Below are 16,567 nucleotides of genomic sequence, written 5' to 3'. Positions count from 1 at the left end.
CTATAATGACAAGTCCTGCAAGCGCTCAGATAGTGGTTCCTGAGACGACTGCTCCGCGTCAATATCCTCCCTGACTTGTTGATACCAGGTCTGTTCATCCCACAGCTCAAACTTGTTAAACTGTCCAACCAGCATCACTTCTTTGGTCAGATTCGCGTGCTGACGGAGCGTACCCGCAATCAGCAAACGGCCTGCATTATCCATCTGGCATTCGCTGGCATGGCCAAGTAATAAGCGCTGAATACGGCGCTCTACCGGGTTCATGCTCGATAAGCGAGCCAGCTTACGTTCAATAATTTCCCATTCAGGCAGGGTGTAAAGCAGCAGGCATGGCTGATGGAGGTCAATAGTACACACCATTTGCCCCTGAGATTCCCCGATCAGCGTTTCGCGGTAGCGCATGGGCACAGCCAGTCGCCCTTTGCCGTCGAGATTGACTAACGTTGCTCCACGGAACATGCCAGCCTTCCCCTTTGGTTACCCTTATGTCCCACTTTACACCACAAATTCCCACCCGGAGGAGTGTACGGAGCGGAGGAAATCATTGTCAAGCGACAGCGCGGGCCCTGAAGAATTATTTCTTTTCCAGAAAAAACAGCAAAGAGTTAAAAAAGAAGCGCCTTTAGCGCGCTATCGGAAATTAAACTAATGAATAGTGACGGGAAATTGATGAGAAAGTCTGAGTTGTTCAAAAATATACCAGCTATTGCCCGTAAAATTCCTGCCGCCAACTTTAGCCGTTGAACGGTATTTTAAGGAATTTCTTAAGGAAAGGGCCTGATAGTGGCGTTCTGCCTGATGCGGCAGCGAAGGCGCGCGCCTAACGTTTTAATACGCGAGCATTTTCGGAAAGTTAAAATCATTTGAAACTTTATCTTTACTTTTATTTACGCTAACAGCAAACAAAAGGCGCACGGCCTTATTTGGGCATCCGGCACCGCGCGAAAAGTCGCGAAAACGGAAAAATAAAAGGTGCCAATAAAAGACACCCTTTTAGCAACTGATTAACTTCCTTTACGGCTCAGGCGCCCACGCCGGTAAAGATTGCGGCGTATACGCGTCAGGCCAGGTTTTGGCTTACGCGGCTCGTCCAGGCTGGCCAGCACCAGTTCCAGCACCCGCTCGGCCACGTCGCGATGACGCTGGCCTACCGCCAGTACCGGACAATCCAGAAAATCCAGCAGTTCATGATCGCCGAAAGTGGCTATCGATAAATCGGTCGGCATCCGCCCCTCCAGCTTCAGCGCCACGTCCATCACGCCCTGCAGCAGACCAAAAGAGGTGGTAAAAAGCGCATCGGGCATGGCGTGCGTTTCCAGCCAGGTTTCAAACAGCGCTGCCGCCGCCGTACGCTCAAAGCTGTTGGCATAGATATAGTCGATATGGCGCTCGTCGCCCTGCCAGGCCTGGCGAAAGCCCATTTCACGCAGGAAGCTGACGGACAGTTCCGGTAGCGCGCCGAGGTAAAGAATGGATTCAGCAGGCTGCTTGCGCAGTTCGGCCGCCAGCATCTCGGCATCATCCTGATCGGCGCCGACGACGCTGGTGAAGTGTTCGCGATCCAGCGCGCGATCCAGCGCCACGATTGGCAACGGATCGTTAATCCAGCGCTGGTAAAAAGGGTGTTCCGGCGGCAGGGAGGTCGAAACGATAATTGCGTCTACCTTGCGCTGTAGCAGGTGTTCCACGCAGCGCATTTCGTTATCCGGCTGATCTTCGGAGCAGGCGATCAGCAGCTGATAGCCGCGCTGACGGGCCTGACGCTCCAGGTAATTCGCGATCCGCGTATAGCTTGTATTCTCTAAATCGGGAATAACCAGGCCTATCGAGCGGGTTCGCCCTGCTCTTAAGCCTGCCGCGACCGCATTAGGGTGATAATTATGCTCGCGAACCACCGCCATGACTTTTTCTACGGTCTTGTCGCTGACACGATACTGCCGGGCTTTTCCGTTTATAACATAGCTGGCCGTCGTGCGCGATACACCAGCAAGACGCGCAATTTCATCCAGTTTCACAATAACTCCACGCTTCGGGCACCATGACGGCGCAGAAAAAATAGCCACGTCGCGGCTAAGGATAAGATAATCTTACATCTAACGGCTGCGCCAGCAACCTCTTTTAGCCCCAGTCGGGAGCTTTCTGGCAAAAATAAAAAAACCCGGTATTACGCCGGGTTAGAAGAATTTCGCAATTATCACGTGGCGCAATCAGCGCATAATTCGCTCGCCGCGCGCAACGCCGACCACGCCTGAACGTGCGACCTCAACGATTTCCGCCACTTCACGAACGGTGCTCAAAAAAGCATCCAGCTTGTCGCTGGTGCCCGCCAGCTGAACCGTATAAAGCGAAGGCGTCACGTCAACGATTTGTCCACGGAAGATTTCCGCGCTGCGCTTAACCTCTTCACGCCCGTAACCGGTCGCCTGAATTTTCACCAGCATGATCTCGCGCTCGACAAATGCGCCCTGGCCCAGCTCCGTGACGCGCAGTACGTCCACCAGCTTGTGCAGCTGCTTTTCAATCTGCTCCAGCACCTTCTCATCGCCCACGGTCTGAATAGTCATCCGCGACAGCGTCGGATCGTCAGTAGGCGCGACGGTCAGGCTTTCGATGTTGTAGCCGCGCTGAGAAAAAAGCCCCACTACCCGCGATAATGCGCCGGATTCGTTTTCCAGCAGTACCGATAAAACACGACGCATAATTATGTCCTCTCCGTTTTGCTCAGCCACATTTCGTCCATTCCGCCGCCGCGGATCTGCATCGGGTAAACGTGCTCGCTGCCGTCAACGTTAACGTCTACAAACACCAGACGGCCTTTACGCAGCTCCACCAGCGCCTGGCTCAGTTTTTCTTCCAGCTCATGCGGATGATTAATGCCGATGCCGACATGGCCGTAAGCCTCTGCCAGCCTGATAAAATCAGGCAGCGACTCCATATAGGATTGCGAATGCCGGCCTGAATAAATCATATCCTGCCACTGCTTCACCATACCCAGATAGCGATTGTTAAGACTCAGCACCAGTACCGGCAGGTTGTATTGCAGCGCGGTCGACAACTCCTGAATATTCATCTGAATACTGCCGTCGCCCGTGACGCAAACCACGGTTTCCTCCGGCAGCGCCAGTTTCACGCCCAGCGCGGCAGGCAGGCCGAAGCCCATCGTGCCCAGACCGCCCGAGTTGATCCAGCGACGCGGCTTGTCAAAGGGATAATAAAGCGCGGCAAACATCTGATGCTGCCCCACGTCAGAGGTCACGTAGGCGTCGCCGTTGGTCAGACGCCAGATCGTTTCGATCACCGCCTGCGGTTTAATTTTCTCGCTGCTGCGATCGAACGCCAGGCACTGACGCGCTCGCCACTGTTCGATGCTCTGCCACCAGTCGCGCAGGCTGTCACAATCCTGTTCGCTGTGCTGTTTTAACATCTCCAGCATCTGCTTTAGTACATCGCGGGCATCGCCGACGATAGGCACATCTGCCGGCACGGTTTTGGAGATAGTCGCGGGATCGATATCAATATGCAGCACCGTCGCGTTCGGACAATACTTCATTAAATTATTGGTGGTGCGGTCATCGAAACGCACGCCAACGGCGAAAATAACGTCGGCATTGTGCATCGTCATATTCGCTTCATAGGTGCCGTGCATCCCCAACATGCCTAAACACTGGCGATGGGTACCGGGGAAAGCGCCCAGGCCCATGAGCGAGCAGGTCACCGGCAAATTGAGCCGTTCAGCGAACTCGCGCAGCTCGTTAGCGCAGTCGGCATTGATTACGCCGCCGCCCGCATAGAGAACGGGTTTTTTCGCCGCCAGCAGGCTTTGCAGCGCGCGCTTGATCTGGCCCCGATGCCCCTGCGTCGTGGGATTGTAAGAGCGCATACTGACCGATTCCGGCCACTGATACGGCAGCTTGTTCGCCGGATTCATCATATCTTTTGGCAGGTCGATCACTACCGGGCCGGGACGCCCGCTGGCCGCCAGCCAGAAGGCTTTTTTCACGACGATGGGGATATCTTCAACCTGCCTCACCATAAAGCTGTGTTTAACGATCGGCCGCGAAATACCGACCATATCGCACTCCTGGAAGGCGTCATAGCCAATAAGGGAGGAAGGAACCTGCCCGGAGAGCACGACCATAGGAACAGAATCCATATAAGCGGTGGCAATGCCGGTAATGGCATTGGTGGCGCCCGGTCCGGACGTGACCAGCACCACGCCGGTTTCGCCGGTAGCGCGTGCGTAGCCGTCGGCCATATGTACAGCGCCCTGCTCATGGCGCACCAGCACGTGGTCAATGCCGCCCACGGTTTGCAATGCGTCATAAATATCCAGTACTGCCCCGCCGGGGTAGCCGAACACATGTTTTACGCCCTGATCGATTAACGATCGGACCACCATCTCGGCTCCTGACAACATCTCCATTTTTGCCTCCAGGCTTTAAGGTGCTGATCTACCGACGTGCTTAGCGTGCCTATAGAGAAAATAACGCCTGCCTGCCGATAAGTTCAAAACCTGTGTTTATTCAACCGCTAAAAATATTTTCAGCGGCCAGGTACAGGGCGATGCCCGTTTTATTTTTGCTTTGAGTGAAGATTTACCATAACCGCAGAAAACCCGACAGGCAAACGTCCTGCACGTGACTGATGAATGAAAGCCCTCATTAAGGCACTACCTGTTTCGCTAACGCGTCGACGTTTACACTAACTATTCGCCAGGAAAAAAGCGGTTTATGCTGACTGCGCTTTATTTTCCAGTGTGATCGTTTCGTTATTAATGAGTGAACTTCTTTGAATAAAGTTTACCTGTTCAAACATCGTGGCGGATTTGGTTTTTTCTGCTGCTTCCCGATCTATCTGAAAAAGAATGCGCTAACTAACCGGGCATTATCGGTGAAGGTTATTTATAAGGAACAGTATGTAAGCTTTTGATAAAAAGGTTATTTTTTCTTAAATCCGCCAGGATTTTCTTTTGCTTTTCGATGATTTCCTGCTGAGCCGCCTGCCGTACGCCTTTTTGTTCTGCCTGCCTTTGCTGAGCCAGAATAATTTCTCTGCGCTGATTTTCCGTCGCTAATTATAACCTTGTGACTCGCCTTGACATCGCCCCCCGCTTTCAAGTATCAATAAAGGAACAGCAAATTTATGAGGCCTGACTCAATGATCCGTACCCTCCTCCTACCTGGTCTACTACTCAACGCATATTTATGCGCGGTAGACTTGTGGGCGGAATGAATCACTGATTCAGGCTTGCAAACTAAAAAACCCGCGCTACTGCGCGGGTTTTTTTATGCTCGTAGCATTAGCGATGCAAACATGAAAGGAATTATCTGATGAGCCAACAAGTTATTATTTTCGATACCACGCTGCGTGATGGCGAACAGGCACTGCAGGCCAGCCTGAGCGTGAAAGAGAAATTGCAGATAGCGCTGGCGCTGGAGCGTATGGGCGTTGACGTGATGGAGGTCGGTTTTCCGGTTTCTTCGCCGGGCGACTTCGAATCCGTGCAGACTATCGCTCGCCAGGTAAAAAACAGCCGTGTTTGCGCGCTGGCCCGCTGTGTGGAAAAAGATATCGATGCGGCTTACGAAGCGCTGCGCGTGGCCGAAGCCTACCGCATCCACACCTTTCTGGCGACGTCGCCCATGCATATCGCCACCAAACTGCGCAGCACCCTGCCGGAAGTGATCGAGCGCGCCGTGCGCATGGTAAAACATGCGCGTAACTACACCGACGACGTTGAATTTTCCTGCGAAGATGGCGGTCGGACGCCAATCGACGATCTGTGCCGCGTCGTGGAGGCCGCCATCAACGCCGGCGCCACTACGATCAATATCCCTGACACCGTGGGCTACACGCTGCCGAGCGAGTACAGCAACATTTTCACCCAGCTGCGCAACCGCGTACCCAATATCGACAAAGCGATCCTGTCAGTGCATACCCATGACGACCTGGGCATGGCGGTCGGCAATTCTGTCGCCGCCGTGCAGGCTGGCGCGCGCCAGATTGAGGGCACCATTAACGGTTTGGGCGAGCGCGCCGGCAACTGCGCGCTGGAAGAAGCTATCATGGCGATAAAAACCCGCAGCCAGCTGATGAACGTGCATACCAATATTCACCATCAGGAAATCTACCGCACCAGCCAGCTGGTCAGCCAGATCTGCAATATGCCAATCCCGGCCAATAAAGCCGTGGTGGGCAGCGGCGCTTTCGCCCACTCCTCCGGTATTCACCAGGACGGCGTGCTGAAAAACCGCGAAAACTACGAAATCATGACGCCGGAATCGATCGGCCTGCATCAAATCCAGCTGAACCTGACCTCTCGTTCCGGCCGTGCGGCCGTGAAACACCGCATGGAGGAAATGGGTTATAAGGAGCAGGATTACAATCTGGACAGCCTGTACGATGCCTTCCTGAAGCTGGCCGATAAAAAGGGCCAGGTGTTCGACTACGATCTGGAAGCGCTGGCCTTTATCAACAAGCAGAACGAAGAGCCGGAACATTTCCGCCTGGACTACTTCAGCGTACAGTCCGGCTCCAGCGTGATGGCAACCGCTTCGGTCAAGCTGAACTGCGGGGAAGAATCCATCGCGGAAGCCGCGACGGGCAACGGACCGGTCGATGCCGTTTACCAGGCGATCAACCGTATTACCGACTTTGATATTGAGCTGGTGAAATATCAGCTGACCGCCAAAGGCCACGGCAAAGATGCGCTGGGCCAGGTCGATATCGTGGTGAATTACAACGGCCGTAAATTCCACGGCGTGGGGCTGGCGACGGATATCGTGGAGTCCTCTGCCAAAGCCATGATCAACGCCCTGAACAATATCTGGCGCGCGCGCCAGGTCGAACAGGAACTGCAGCGCAAAGCCAACGAGAAGGAAGCCGTATAATGACAAGGAGTTATCATATTGCCATATTGCCGGGCGACGGTATCGGGCCGGAAGTGATGGCTCAGGCCGCGAAGGTGCTGGATGCGGTACGTCAGCGTTTCGATCTGCGTATCACCACCAGCGAGTATGACGTCGGCGGCATCGCCATTGACCGACACGGCGAGCCGCTGCCGCCCGCCACCGTGGCGGGCTGCGAACAGGCGGATGCGATCCTGTTTGGCTCCGTCGGCGGCCCGAAATGGGAACACCTGCCGCCAGCGGAGCAGCCGGAGCGCGGCGCGCTGCTGCCGTTGCGTAAGCACTTCAGACTGTTCAGCAACCTGCGTCCCGCCAGCCTGTATCAGGGACTGGAAGCGTTTTGTCCACTGCGCGCCGATATCGCCGCAAAAGGCTTTGATATTCTGGTAGTGCGCGAGCTGACCGGCGGCATCTATTTCGGCCAGCCGAAAGGCCGTGAAGGCAGCGGCCAGCACGAGCGCGCCTTTGATACCGAGGTTTATCACCGCTTCGAGATCGAACGTATCGCCCGCATCGCCTTTGAATCTGCCCGCAAGCGCCGTAAAAAAGTGACGTCGATTGATAAAGCAAACGTGCTGCAATCGTCCATTTTATGGCGGCAGATCGTAACGGAAGTCGCACAGGATTATCCGGATGTTGAGCTGCATCATATGTATATCGATAACGCTACGATGCAGCTGATCAAAGAGCCTTCTCAGTTCGACGTTATGCTCTGCTCTAACCTGTTTGGCGATATTCTCTCCGACGAGTGCGCGATGATTACCGGCTCGATGGGGATGCTGCCTTCCGCCAGCCTTAACGAACAGGGTTTTGGCCTGTTTGAACCGGCAGGCGGCTCCGCGCCGGATATCGCCGGAAAAAACGTTGCCAATCCTGTCGCTCAGATCCTGTCGCTGGCGCTGCTGCTGCGCTACAGCCTGCAAGCCGCCGACGCGGCCGATGCCATTGAGCAGGCCATCAGCCGCGCGCTGGCGGAAAATTACCGTACCGGCGACCTGGCCGGTGGCGGCGATGCCGTCGGCACCGAGGAAATGGGTTCCGTTATCGCCCGATTTATCCGCGAAGCCTGATTATGAAAACATTATACGAGAAGCTGTTTGACGCCCATGTCGTGTATGAAACGCCTGACGAGACGCCGCTGCTCTATATCGACAGGCATCTGGTGCATGAAGTGACCTCGGCGCAGGCGTTTGACGGTCTGCGCGCGCACGGCCGCCCGGTGCGCCAGCCGGGTAAAACTTTCGCCACGATGGATCACAACGTCTCTACGCAAACACGGGATATTAACGCCAGCGGCGAGATGGCGCGCATTCAGATGTCGATGCTAATTAAAAACTGCGAAGAATTCGGCGTGCGGCTGTACGATCTGCAGCATCCTTTTCAGGGCATTGTGCACGTTATCGGGCCTGAACAGGGTATGTCGCTGCCCGGTATGACCATCGTCTGCGGCGATTCGCATACTTCTACCCACGGCGCTTTCGGCGCGCTGGCGTTTGGCATCGGCACCTCAGAAGTCGAACACGTGCTGGCGACGCAGACGCTGAAGCAGTCGCGCGCTAAAACCATGAAGATCGAAGTTGTGGGGCAGACTGCTCCTGGTATTACCGCCAAGGATATTGCGCTGGCGATCATCGGTAAAACCGGCAGCGGCGGCGGCAACGGGCACGTGGTGGAGTTCTGCGGCCCGGCCGTGGAGCAGCTCAGCATGGAAGGCCGCATGACGCTGTGCAATATGGCGATTGAGCTGGGCGCGAAAGCGGGCCTGGTCGCGCCGGATGAAACCACGTTTAACTATGTGAAGGGCCGCCAGTTTGCGCCCAAAGATCGGGCCTGGGAGCAGGCGGTCGCCTACTGGCGAACGCTGAAATCCGACAGCGGCGCCCGTTTTGATAAAGTCGTGACGCTTAATGCCAGTGAGATCGCGCCACAGGTGACCTGGGGCACCAATCCCGGCCAGGTGATCGCCGTCAATGACGTCATCCCCGATCCGGCCAGCTTCAGCGATCCCATTGAACGCGCCTCGGCGGAAAAAGCGCTGGCCTATATGGATCTCAAGCCGGGCATCAGGCTGACTGACGTGCGGATTGATAAAGTATTTATCGGCTCCTGCACCAATTCCCGTATTGAGGATCTGCGCGCGGCGGCCTCTGTGGTCAAAGGCCATAAAATCGCCGCTGGCGTGCAGGCTTACGTCGTGCCCGGCTCCGGCCCGGTCAAAGCGCAGGCCGAAGCGGAAGGTCTGGATCAAATCTTCCTGGCTGCCGGTTTTGAGTGGCGCCTGCCCGGCTGCTCGATGTGCCTGGCGATGAATAACGATCGCCTGAGTCCGGGCGAGCGCTGCGCCTCAACCAGCAACCGTAATTTCGAAGGCCGCCAGGGCCGTGGCGGACGTACGCATCTGCTCAGCCCGGCGATGGCCGCCGCCGCGGCGGTAGCCGGCCACTTTGCCGATATCCGCGAGCTGGATCAGGAGTAACTATGGCGAAAAAATTTACGCAGCATACGGGCGTAGTGGTGCCGATGGACGCCGCCAACGTCGATACCGACGCCATTATCCCCAAGCAGTTTTTACAGATGGTGACGCGCACCGGCTTTGGCCGCAACCTGTTTTACGACTGGCGCTACAAGGATGCGGAAGGTCAAATCCCTGACCCGGACTTTATCCTGAATAAACCGGCGTTTCGCGGCGCCAGCATTATGCTGACGCGGGAGAACTTCGGCTGTGGATCTTCGCGCGAACATGCGCCCTGGGCGCTGACCGACTACGGTATCAAGGCGATTATCGGCAGCGATTTCGCCGATATTTTTGCCAATAACGCGTTTAATAATCAGCTGCTGCTGGTAACGTTAAGCGAAGCCGAGATGGATGAGCTGTTTCAACGGGTCGCCGCCGAGCCGGGCGTCAGCTTTACCGTGGATCTGGACAGGCAGGAAGTGCTGGCGAGCGACAAGCGTTACGCTTTCAGCATCGATCCTTTCCGTCGTCACTGCCTGCTGAACGGGCTGGATAGTATTGGCCTGACGCTGCAGCACGAAGCCAGCATCAGCGAGTACGAACGGCGACGGCCAGCCTTTTTACGTTAGCTCCAGCCGCGTTAAAAGCGGCCCGGGCGGGCCGCTTCCCTTCACTCAAATATCCTTCACCTTAGCCGACATTGCCAGCGCCGCGACGGCGAGGATCAGCGCGCCCCAGTAAACCGAATAGTGGCCGAACGTTTCTGCCAGTGCGCCCTGCAACACGCCCGCCAGGATCACGCCGGTTGAAATGCTGTTGGTAAAAAGCGTGGTGGCCGCACCCGGTCTGCCGGGCATCAGGTCCTGAAAATAAAGCATCCCAATCCCGGCGATGATGCCGATAAAAATAGCGTTGAAAATCTGTAGCGCCAGCAGCGCCGCACGCGAGTGAAACAGCACCAGACCCAGATAAAACAGCACGCCCGCCGCCACGGCAAACAGCATCATGTTGCGCTTGCCGAAGCGCTTAACATAGTGCCCGGCCAGCAGCATCGCCGGGATCTCCAGGCCCGCCGCCACGCCCATCAGCAGGCCCGCCAGCCTGTCCGGCAGGCCCAGTACGCTGCTGATATAAAGCGGCATATCAATGATATACATGGTATTGCAGGTCCACATCAGCAGCGAGGCGATAAACAGCAGCCGCACGTCTCTGTTTTTCCACGCGCTGATTTGCGTGATAACCACCTCCGGCGACTGTTCCACCCGGGGTACGGAAGGCAGCGCAAACCAGATCAGCGCGATACAGAGCACAAACAGCGCGGCGGCCACGGAAAACATGGTGGTAAAGCCGTAGTTCAACGCCAGTGCGAAAGAGAGCGGCGGGCCAATCACCCACGCCAGCGAAAGCTGGGCGCGCATCACCGAACTGAACATCACGACTTCACGCGCAGAGCTGTCCGCATACTCGCGCGCCAGCGCAAAAATTTGCGGCATGGCGACGCTCGCCAACGCTGACAGCAGCACGCCAAAGGTAATCAGCGTCAGATAGTGACGATTAAAGGCAAACAGCAGCGCGTTGCCTGTCGCCATCAGACAGCAAAAGAGGATCAGCATACGTCGATCGCCACGATTGTCCGACCGTTTCGCCAGCAGCAGGCTGACCGCAATACCGGCAATGGCGTTCACGGTATAAAACAGCCCGACCCAGAATGGCCGCTCGCCCACTTCGCGCGTCAGAAACAGGCTCAGCGTTGGTGCCTGTAGCGCACCCGCGATACCTACCATAAAAGAGACGGCCATAAAGGCGAGGTAAACCGGGTTAATACGACGTTGACGCGTAAGCAACGATTTCATGCCACATCCCTTGTAAATAAAGAGGCCCGCACGCGGGCGCAAACAGCAAGCATAGAAGAAAACGGGAAATGAAAAAAGCCAGCGGGCAAGACGCCTGCTGGCTGGTGAAAACACACCCTACTCAGATATAAAGTCTTGAAAGCGCGCCATTCAAAAGAATGCCTCCCGCACTTTCATCGCTAACCAGTATTGCCTTAATATAGGGCAAGAAAAACAGGCGACTTTTCAGCAAGAGTTCCCCTTTTATGCAATCAACTCGTTTACAGCAGCAGTTTATCCGGCTCTGGCAGAGCTGCGAGGGCCAGCCGCAGGAGACCACGCTCGACCATCTGGCGCTCCAGCTCAGCTGCTCGCGTCGCCATATGCGTAACCTGCTTGGCGCCATGCAGCAGGCGGGCTGGCTAACCTGGCAGGCAGAGGCCGGGCGCGGCAAGCGCTCGAAGCTGACGTTTCACTATACGGGCCTGGCGCTTCAGCAGCAGCGCGCGAAAGACCTGCTGGAGCAGGATCGCATCGATCAGCTGGTGCAGCTGGTCGGCGATAAAAATACCGTGCGGCAAATGCTGCTCTCTCATCTGGGCCGCAGCTTTCGCCAGGGAAAACATATCCTGCGGGTGCTCTATTATCGTTCGCTGCTGAACCTGAATCCCGCTACCGCGCTGCGTCGTTCGGAAACACATCTGGCCCGGCAGATCTTCAGCGGCCTGACGCGCATAAATGAGGAAAACGGGGAAATTGAGCCGGATATTGCCCACCACTGGCAGTCGGTTTCTTCGCTGCACTGGCGTTTCTATTTACGGCCCGCGGTGCATTTTCATCACGGACGCGAGCTGGAGATGGCAGACGTGATCGCCACGCTGGAACGCGCGCAAGCGCAGCCGCTTTTCGCCAATATCGCCCGTATTCACTCTTCCACGTCCTGGACGCTGGATATTCATCTGCGCCAGCCCGACCGCTGGCTGCCGTGGCTGCTGGCGGGCGTCGGCGCGCTGATCGTGCCGAAAGAGTGGCCTTTTCTGCCCGATTTTAGCCGTCAGCCCGTCGGCACCGGGCCCTATGCCGTGGTGCGTAATCAGCAAAGCCAGCTCAGGATCGAAGCCTTTGATGCCTATTTCGGCTACCGCGCGCTGCTTGATGAGGTCAATATCTGGGTTTTGCCGGAAATCAGCGAGGAGCTGGTCTATTCCGGCGTCAGGCTGGAAGGCGGCAGCCTGGATGAGAAATCGGAAGAAAGCCGGCTTGAAGAAGGCTGCTATTTTCTGCTGTTCGACCAGCGTTCGCCGCTGGGGCGGGACGAGCAGATCCGTCGCTGGGTCAGCGCCATCGCTAACCCGATAGCGCTGCTGAGCCATGCCGGAACGGGCTATCAGCGCTACTGGTTTCCGGCCTACGGGCTGCTGCCGCGCTGGCATCATCGACGCGATCTGGACGCGCCGGAAAAGCCGACGGGTCTGACCTCGCTTACGCTGACCTGGTATGGCGATCATCTTGAGCATCAGGCTATTGCTAATTTGCTCCGGCCGCTGCTGGCTGCGCAAGGGGTGACGCTGGTTACGAGGCAGGTCGATTATGCCAGCTGGCATCAGGGCGAGGCGGAAAGCGACATCTGGCTGGGCAGCGCTAACTTTACGCTGCCGCTTGAGTTTTCCCTGTTTGCCCTGCTGTATGAGATCCCGCTGCTGCAACACTGCGTGCCGATTGACTGGCAGCAGGACGCGCAGCGCTGGCGCGAACAGCAGCTGCCGCTGGCCGACTGGAGCAGGCAGCTGACAGCCGACTGCTACTTTCATCCGCTTTTCCATCACTGGCTGCTGCTGGAAGGCGAACGCAGTATGCGCGGGGTACGCATGAATACGCTGGGCTGGTTTGACTTCAAGTCCGCGTGGTTTGCACCGCCCGAATTATGATGCTTTCGCTACTCTGTAGAAATCATTAGAATAAGCCGTTCTCAACGGGGTGCGCGGCATTAGCCGACGCTGAGATAAACCCGTCGAACCTGACCCGGCTAATACCGGCGTAGGGATTTGAGAGTGCTTCACCTGCTCAGATCGCGCGTCGCCTGACCTTCAAGGAATTCCAGGTGCTAAAAAAAGTCCTGCCTCTGTTGCTGCTCTGCTCGCTTTCGGCCGCCGCCAAACCTGCGCTGACGGTTTATACCTATGACTCTTTCTCTTCCGAATGGGGGCCAGGCCCGGCCATTAAAAAGGCTTTTGAGGCCGACTGCGGCTGCGAGCTGCGCTATGTCGCTCTGCCCGACGGCGTCGCGCTGCTGAACCGCCTGCGTATGGAAGGAAAAAACAGCCGCGCCGACGTGGTGCTGGGGCTGGATAACAACCTGCTGGACGCGGCGGAAAAAACCGGGCTGTTTGCCGCCAGCGGCGTCGATACGCGCAGCGTCACCGTGCCGGGCGGCTGGTCAAACCGCACTTTCGTACCCTACGACTACGGCTGGTTCGCCTTTGTCTATGACAAAACTAAACTGCAAAACCCGCCCAAAAGCCTGAAAGAGCTGGTCGAGGGCAGCCAGCCGCTGAAAATTATCTACGAAGATCCGCGTACCAGCACGCCGGGTCTGGGCCTGCTGCTGTGGATGCAGAAAGTCTATGGCGATAGCGCGCCCGCCGCCTGGCAGAAGCTGGCGCAGAAAACCGTGACCGTGACCAAAGGCTGGAGCGAGGCTTACGGCCTGTTTCTGAAAGGCGAAGCCGACATGGTGCTGAGCTACACCACTTCGCCCGCTTACCATTTGATTGCCGAGAAAAAAACGCAGTATGCCGCTGCCGACTTTAGCGAAGGCCATTACCTCCAGGTGGAGGTCGCCGGGCAGCTTAAAACCAGTAAACAGCCGCAGCTGGCGCAGAAGTTTCTGCAGTTTATGCTGGCTCAGCCTTTCCAGCAGACCATTCCACAGGGCAACTGGATGTATCCCGCCGTGTCCGGCAAACTGCCGGCAGGCTTTGACACGCTGACCCTGCCGAAAACCACGCTGCAATATTCGTCGCAGGACGTCGCCAGCCATCGCAGCCAATGGATCAGCGAATGGCAACGCGCCGTCAGTCGCTAGCCGGCTATCAGCCTTCAGGCAGCCTCGCGCCTGGCTGCCTGGCCGCCACGCTGCTGGTCGCTGTGGCGCTGCTTGCCTTTATCGCGCTGGGGCGCAACGCGCCGGTCAGCGCCCGCGCGCTTTGGGAAGACAGCTATCTGTGGCACGTGCTCCGCTTCTCCTTCTGGCAGGCTTTTCTCTCCGCTTTGCTGGCGCTGGCGCCCGCCGTGCCGCTGGCACGGGCGTTGTATCGCCGCCGCTTTCCGGGCAGGCAACTCGTGCTGCGCCTTTGCGCGATGACGCTGGTGCTGCCAGTGCTGGTGGCGGTATTCGGTATCCTTAGCGTCTACGGGCGTACGGGATGGCTGGCCTCGCTATGCGCCTGGCTGGGCGTGGACTACCACTTTACGCCTTATGGTTTGCAGGGCATTTTGTTGGCGCACGTCTTTTTTAACCTGCCGCTGGCCGCCAGGCTGCTGCTGCAAACGCTGGAGCAAATTCCTGCCGAACAGCGCCAGCTGGCCGCGCAGCTGGGCGTCACGGGTTGGGATCAGTTTCGCCTGGTGGAGTGGCCCTGGCTACGGCGCCAGCTGCTGCCGGTCGGTTCGCTGATCTTTATGCTCTGCTTTGCCAGCTTCGCTACCGTACTGGCGCTGGGCGGCGGCCCTAAAGCCACCACTATCGAGCTGGCGATTTTTCAGGCGCTGAATTTTGATTACGATCCCGGCCGCGCCGCATTGCTGGCGCTGCTGCAAATGATCTGCTGCCTGAGCCTGGTGCTGCTGAGCCAGCGGCTGAGTAAAGCGCTGCCGTCAGGCACCACTAACCTGCAGGGCTGGCGGGATAAGCAAGAAGCGCCGGGCGCGAAGCTGCTGGACGGCGTACTGATTTCACTGCTGCTGCTGCTGATCGCGCCGCCGCTCGTGGCCGTGATTGTCAGCGGCCTGAACAGCAACCTGCTTAGCGTGCTGCAACAGCCCGCGCTCTGGCAGGCGACCTTTACCTCGCTACGCATCGCCCTGGGCGCCGGCGTGCTCTGCGTGCTGCTGACCACGATGCTGCTGTGGAGCAGCCGCGAGCTGCGCCTGCGCCAGCAGCCTTTCGCAGGCCAGCTGATGGAGCTGAGCGGGATGCTGATCCTGGCGATGCCGGGGATCGTGCTGGCTACCGGTTTTTTCCTGTTGTTGAACGATACCATCGGTCTGCCGCAGTCTGCGGACGGCATCGTTATTTTTACCAATGCGCTGATGGCCGTGCCCTATGCGATGAAAGTGCTGGAAAATCCTCTGCGCGATATCGCCGAACGCTACAGCCGCCTTTGTCTGGCGCTGGATATTCGCGGGCTGAACCGTCTGCGGCTGATCGAACTGCGCGCGTTAAAACGGCCGCTGGCGCAGGCGCTGGCGTTTGCCAGCGTGCTGTCGGTCGGCGATTTCGGCGTGGTGGCGCTTTTCGGCAACGAAAATTTCCGCACCCTGCCGTTCTGGCTTTACCAGCAGATGGGCGCCTATCGTAGCGAGGATGGCGCGGTGTCCGCGCTGCTGCTGCTGCTGCTCTGCTTTCTTTTGTTTACCCTGATTGAAAAACTGCCGGGGCGCCATGCTGACATTGACTAATCTTACCTGGATTTACCAGCATCTGCCGATGCGCTTTTCTCTGTCGATGCAGGCCGGGGAGCGCCTGGCGATACTTGGCCCCAGCGGCGCAGGTAAAAGCACTCTGCTGAGCCTGGTTGCGGGTTTTCTTACCGCCGACAGTGGCGAACTGCGGCTGAACGGCGAAGATCATCGCGCTACGCCGCCGGCCAGGCGGCCGGTTTCCATGCTGTTTCAGGAAAATAACCTGTTTCCCCATCTTACCGTGGCGCAAAATATCGGGCTGGGGCTACATCCGGGGCTGCGGCTGACGACGGAACAGCAGCGAAGCTTACAGGCGATTGCGGAGAGGGTCGGTCTGGAAGACTGTCTGACCCGTTTGCCGGGCGAGCTTTCCGGCGGGCAGCGTCAGCGCGCGGCGCTGGCCCGTTGCCTGGTGCGCCAGCAGCCGATCCTGCTGCTGGACGAACCCTTCTCGGCGCTGGATCCGGCGCTGCGTAAAGAGATGCTGGCGTTGACGGATGAAGTTTGTCGGGAAAGAAAGATGACGCTGCTGATGGTATCGCACAGTATTGAGGATGCGGCACGCATTACACCGCGCAGCGCCCTGGTGGTCGATGGTCGGGTTTTCTGGGACGGCAGCACTTCCGCGCTGCTTAACGGCGAGGTCAAAGAGGCCGCCATATTGGGCATTAGCCTGCGGTAACGGCGGC

13 protein-coding genes and 1 riboswitch are annotated in these 16,567 nt (G+C 57.4%); of the genes, 8 read left to right on the top strand and 5 right to left on the bottom strand.

What is annotated here, in order from left to right:
* The 4 genes from mraZ to ilvI form a co-directional block, all read right to left on the bottom strand.
* Complete coding sequence (mraZ, locus tag EGK14_RS10185) at positions 1 to 459, bottom strand: division/cell wall cluster transcriptional repressor MraZ (protein WP_125288986.1); 459 nt, start codon at positions 457 to 459, stop codon at positions 1 to 3.
* Positions 460 to 1,004: 545 nt separating this feature from the next.
* Positions 1,005 to 2,015, bottom strand: a complete 1,011-nt coding sequence (gene cra / locus EGK14_RS10180; RefSeq protein WP_125288985.1) for a catabolite repressor/activator — start codon at positions 2,013 to 2,015, stop codon at positions 1,005 to 1,007.
* A 192-nt stretch (positions 2,016 to 2,207) separates the two neighbouring features.
* Positions 2,208 to 2,699 carry an acetolactate synthase small subunit gene (gene ilvN / locus EGK14_RS10175; RefSeq protein WP_125288984.1) on the bottom strand — a complete coding sequence of 164 codons (492 nt, stop codon included), beginning with the start codon at positions 2,697 to 2,699 and terminating at the stop codon, positions 2,208 to 2,210.
* 2 nt (positions 2,700 to 2,701) lie between these two features.
* Positions 2,702 to 4,423: an acetolactate synthase 3 large subunit gene (ilvI, locus tag EGK14_RS10170; RefSeq protein ID WP_125288983.1), complete on the bottom strand. Its 1,722-nt coding sequence runs from the start codon at positions 4,421 to 4,423 to the stop codon at positions 2,702 to 2,704.
* A 907-nt stretch (positions 4,424 to 5,330) separates the two neighbouring features.
* On the opposite strand from ilvI, the gene leuA reads away from it, so the two are divergent.
* The 4 genes from leuA to leuD are packed head-to-tail and all read left to right on the top strand — an operon-like array spanning position 5,331 to position 9,992.
* A complete protein-coding gene (gene leuA, locus EGK14_RS10165; protein ID WP_125288982.1) occupies positions 5,331 to 6,890 on the top strand; it encodes a 2-isopropylmalate synthase in 1,560 nt (519 codons plus the stop codon).
* Positions 6,890 to 7,978, top strand: coding sequence for a 3-isopropylmalate dehydrogenase (gene leuB / locus EGK14_RS10160; RefSeq protein WP_125288981.1), 1,089 nt, complete (start codon positions 6,890 to 6,892; stop codon positions 7,976 to 7,978). Before leuA ends, leuB begins: the two co-directional genes overlap by 1 nt.
* A 2-nt stretch (positions 7,979 to 7,980) precedes the next feature.
* A complete protein-coding gene (gene leuC, locus EGK14_RS10155) occupies positions 7,981 to 9,384 on the top strand; it encodes a 3-isopropylmalate dehydratase large subunit (protein WP_125288980.1) in 1,404 nt (467 codons plus the stop codon).
* 2 nt (positions 9,385 to 9,386) lie between these two features.
* Complete coding sequence (gene leuD / locus EGK14_RS10150; protein WP_125288979.1) at positions 9,387 to 9,992, top strand: 3-isopropylmalate dehydratase small subunit; 606 nt, start codon at positions 9,387 to 9,389, stop codon at positions 9,990 to 9,992.
* Positions 9,993 to 10,037: 45 nt separating this feature from the next.
* Here leuD and EGK14_RS10145 read toward each other — a convergent pair whose 3' ends face one another.
* A complete protein-coding gene (locus tag EGK14_RS10145) occupies positions 10,038 to 11,216 on the bottom strand; it encodes a sugar efflux transporter (RefSeq protein WP_125288978.1) in 1,179 nt (392 codons plus the stop codon).
* 245 nt (positions 11,217 to 11,461) lie between these two features.
* Here EGK14_RS10145 and sgrR point away from each other — a divergent pair, with 245 nt between their 5' ends.
* The 4 genes from sgrR (at position 11,462) to thiQ (ending at position 16,560) form a co-directional block, all read left to right on the top strand.
* Positions 11,462 to 13,123, top strand: a complete 1,662-nt coding sequence (gene sgrR / locus EGK14_RS10140; protein ID WP_125288977.1) for an HTH-type transcriptional regulator SgrR — start codon at positions 11,462 to 11,464, stop codon at positions 13,121 to 13,123.
* Between the two features lie 35 nt (positions 13,124 to 13,158).
* A riboswitch (TPP riboswitch) is annotated at positions 13,159 to 13,257 on the top strand.
* 39 nt (positions 13,258 to 13,296) lie between these two features.
* Entirely contained in the window at positions 13,297 to 14,280 is a 984-nt protein-coding gene (gene thiB, locus EGK14_RS10135) for a thiamine ABC transporter substrate binding subunit (RefSeq protein ID WP_125288976.1), read from the top strand.
* Positions 14,256 to 15,875, top strand: a complete 1,620-nt coding sequence (gene thiP, locus EGK14_RS10130) for a thiamine/thiamine pyrophosphate ABC transporter permease ThiP (protein WP_125288975.1) — start codon at positions 14,256 to 14,258, stop codon at positions 15,873 to 15,875. Before thiB ends, thiP begins: the two co-directional genes overlap by 25 nt.
* Positions 15,859 to 16,560: a thiamine ABC transporter ATP-binding protein ThiQ gene (gene thiQ, locus EGK14_RS10125; RefSeq protein WP_125288974.1), complete on the top strand. Its 702-nt coding sequence runs from the start codon at positions 15,859 to 15,861 to the stop codon at positions 16,558 to 16,560. The genes thiP and thiQ overlap by 17 nt, the downstream gene beginning before the upstream one ends.
* The last annotated feature ends 7 nt before the right edge of the window (positions 16,561 to 16,567 follow it).

It is taken from the genome of Erwinia sp. 198, assembly GCF_003937915.1.
Classification (GTDB): Bacteria; Pseudomonadota; Gammaproteobacteria; order Enterobacterales; family Enterobacteriaceae; genus Erwinia; species Erwinia aeris.
This window is presented reverse-complemented; position numbering and strand designations above follow the sequence as displayed.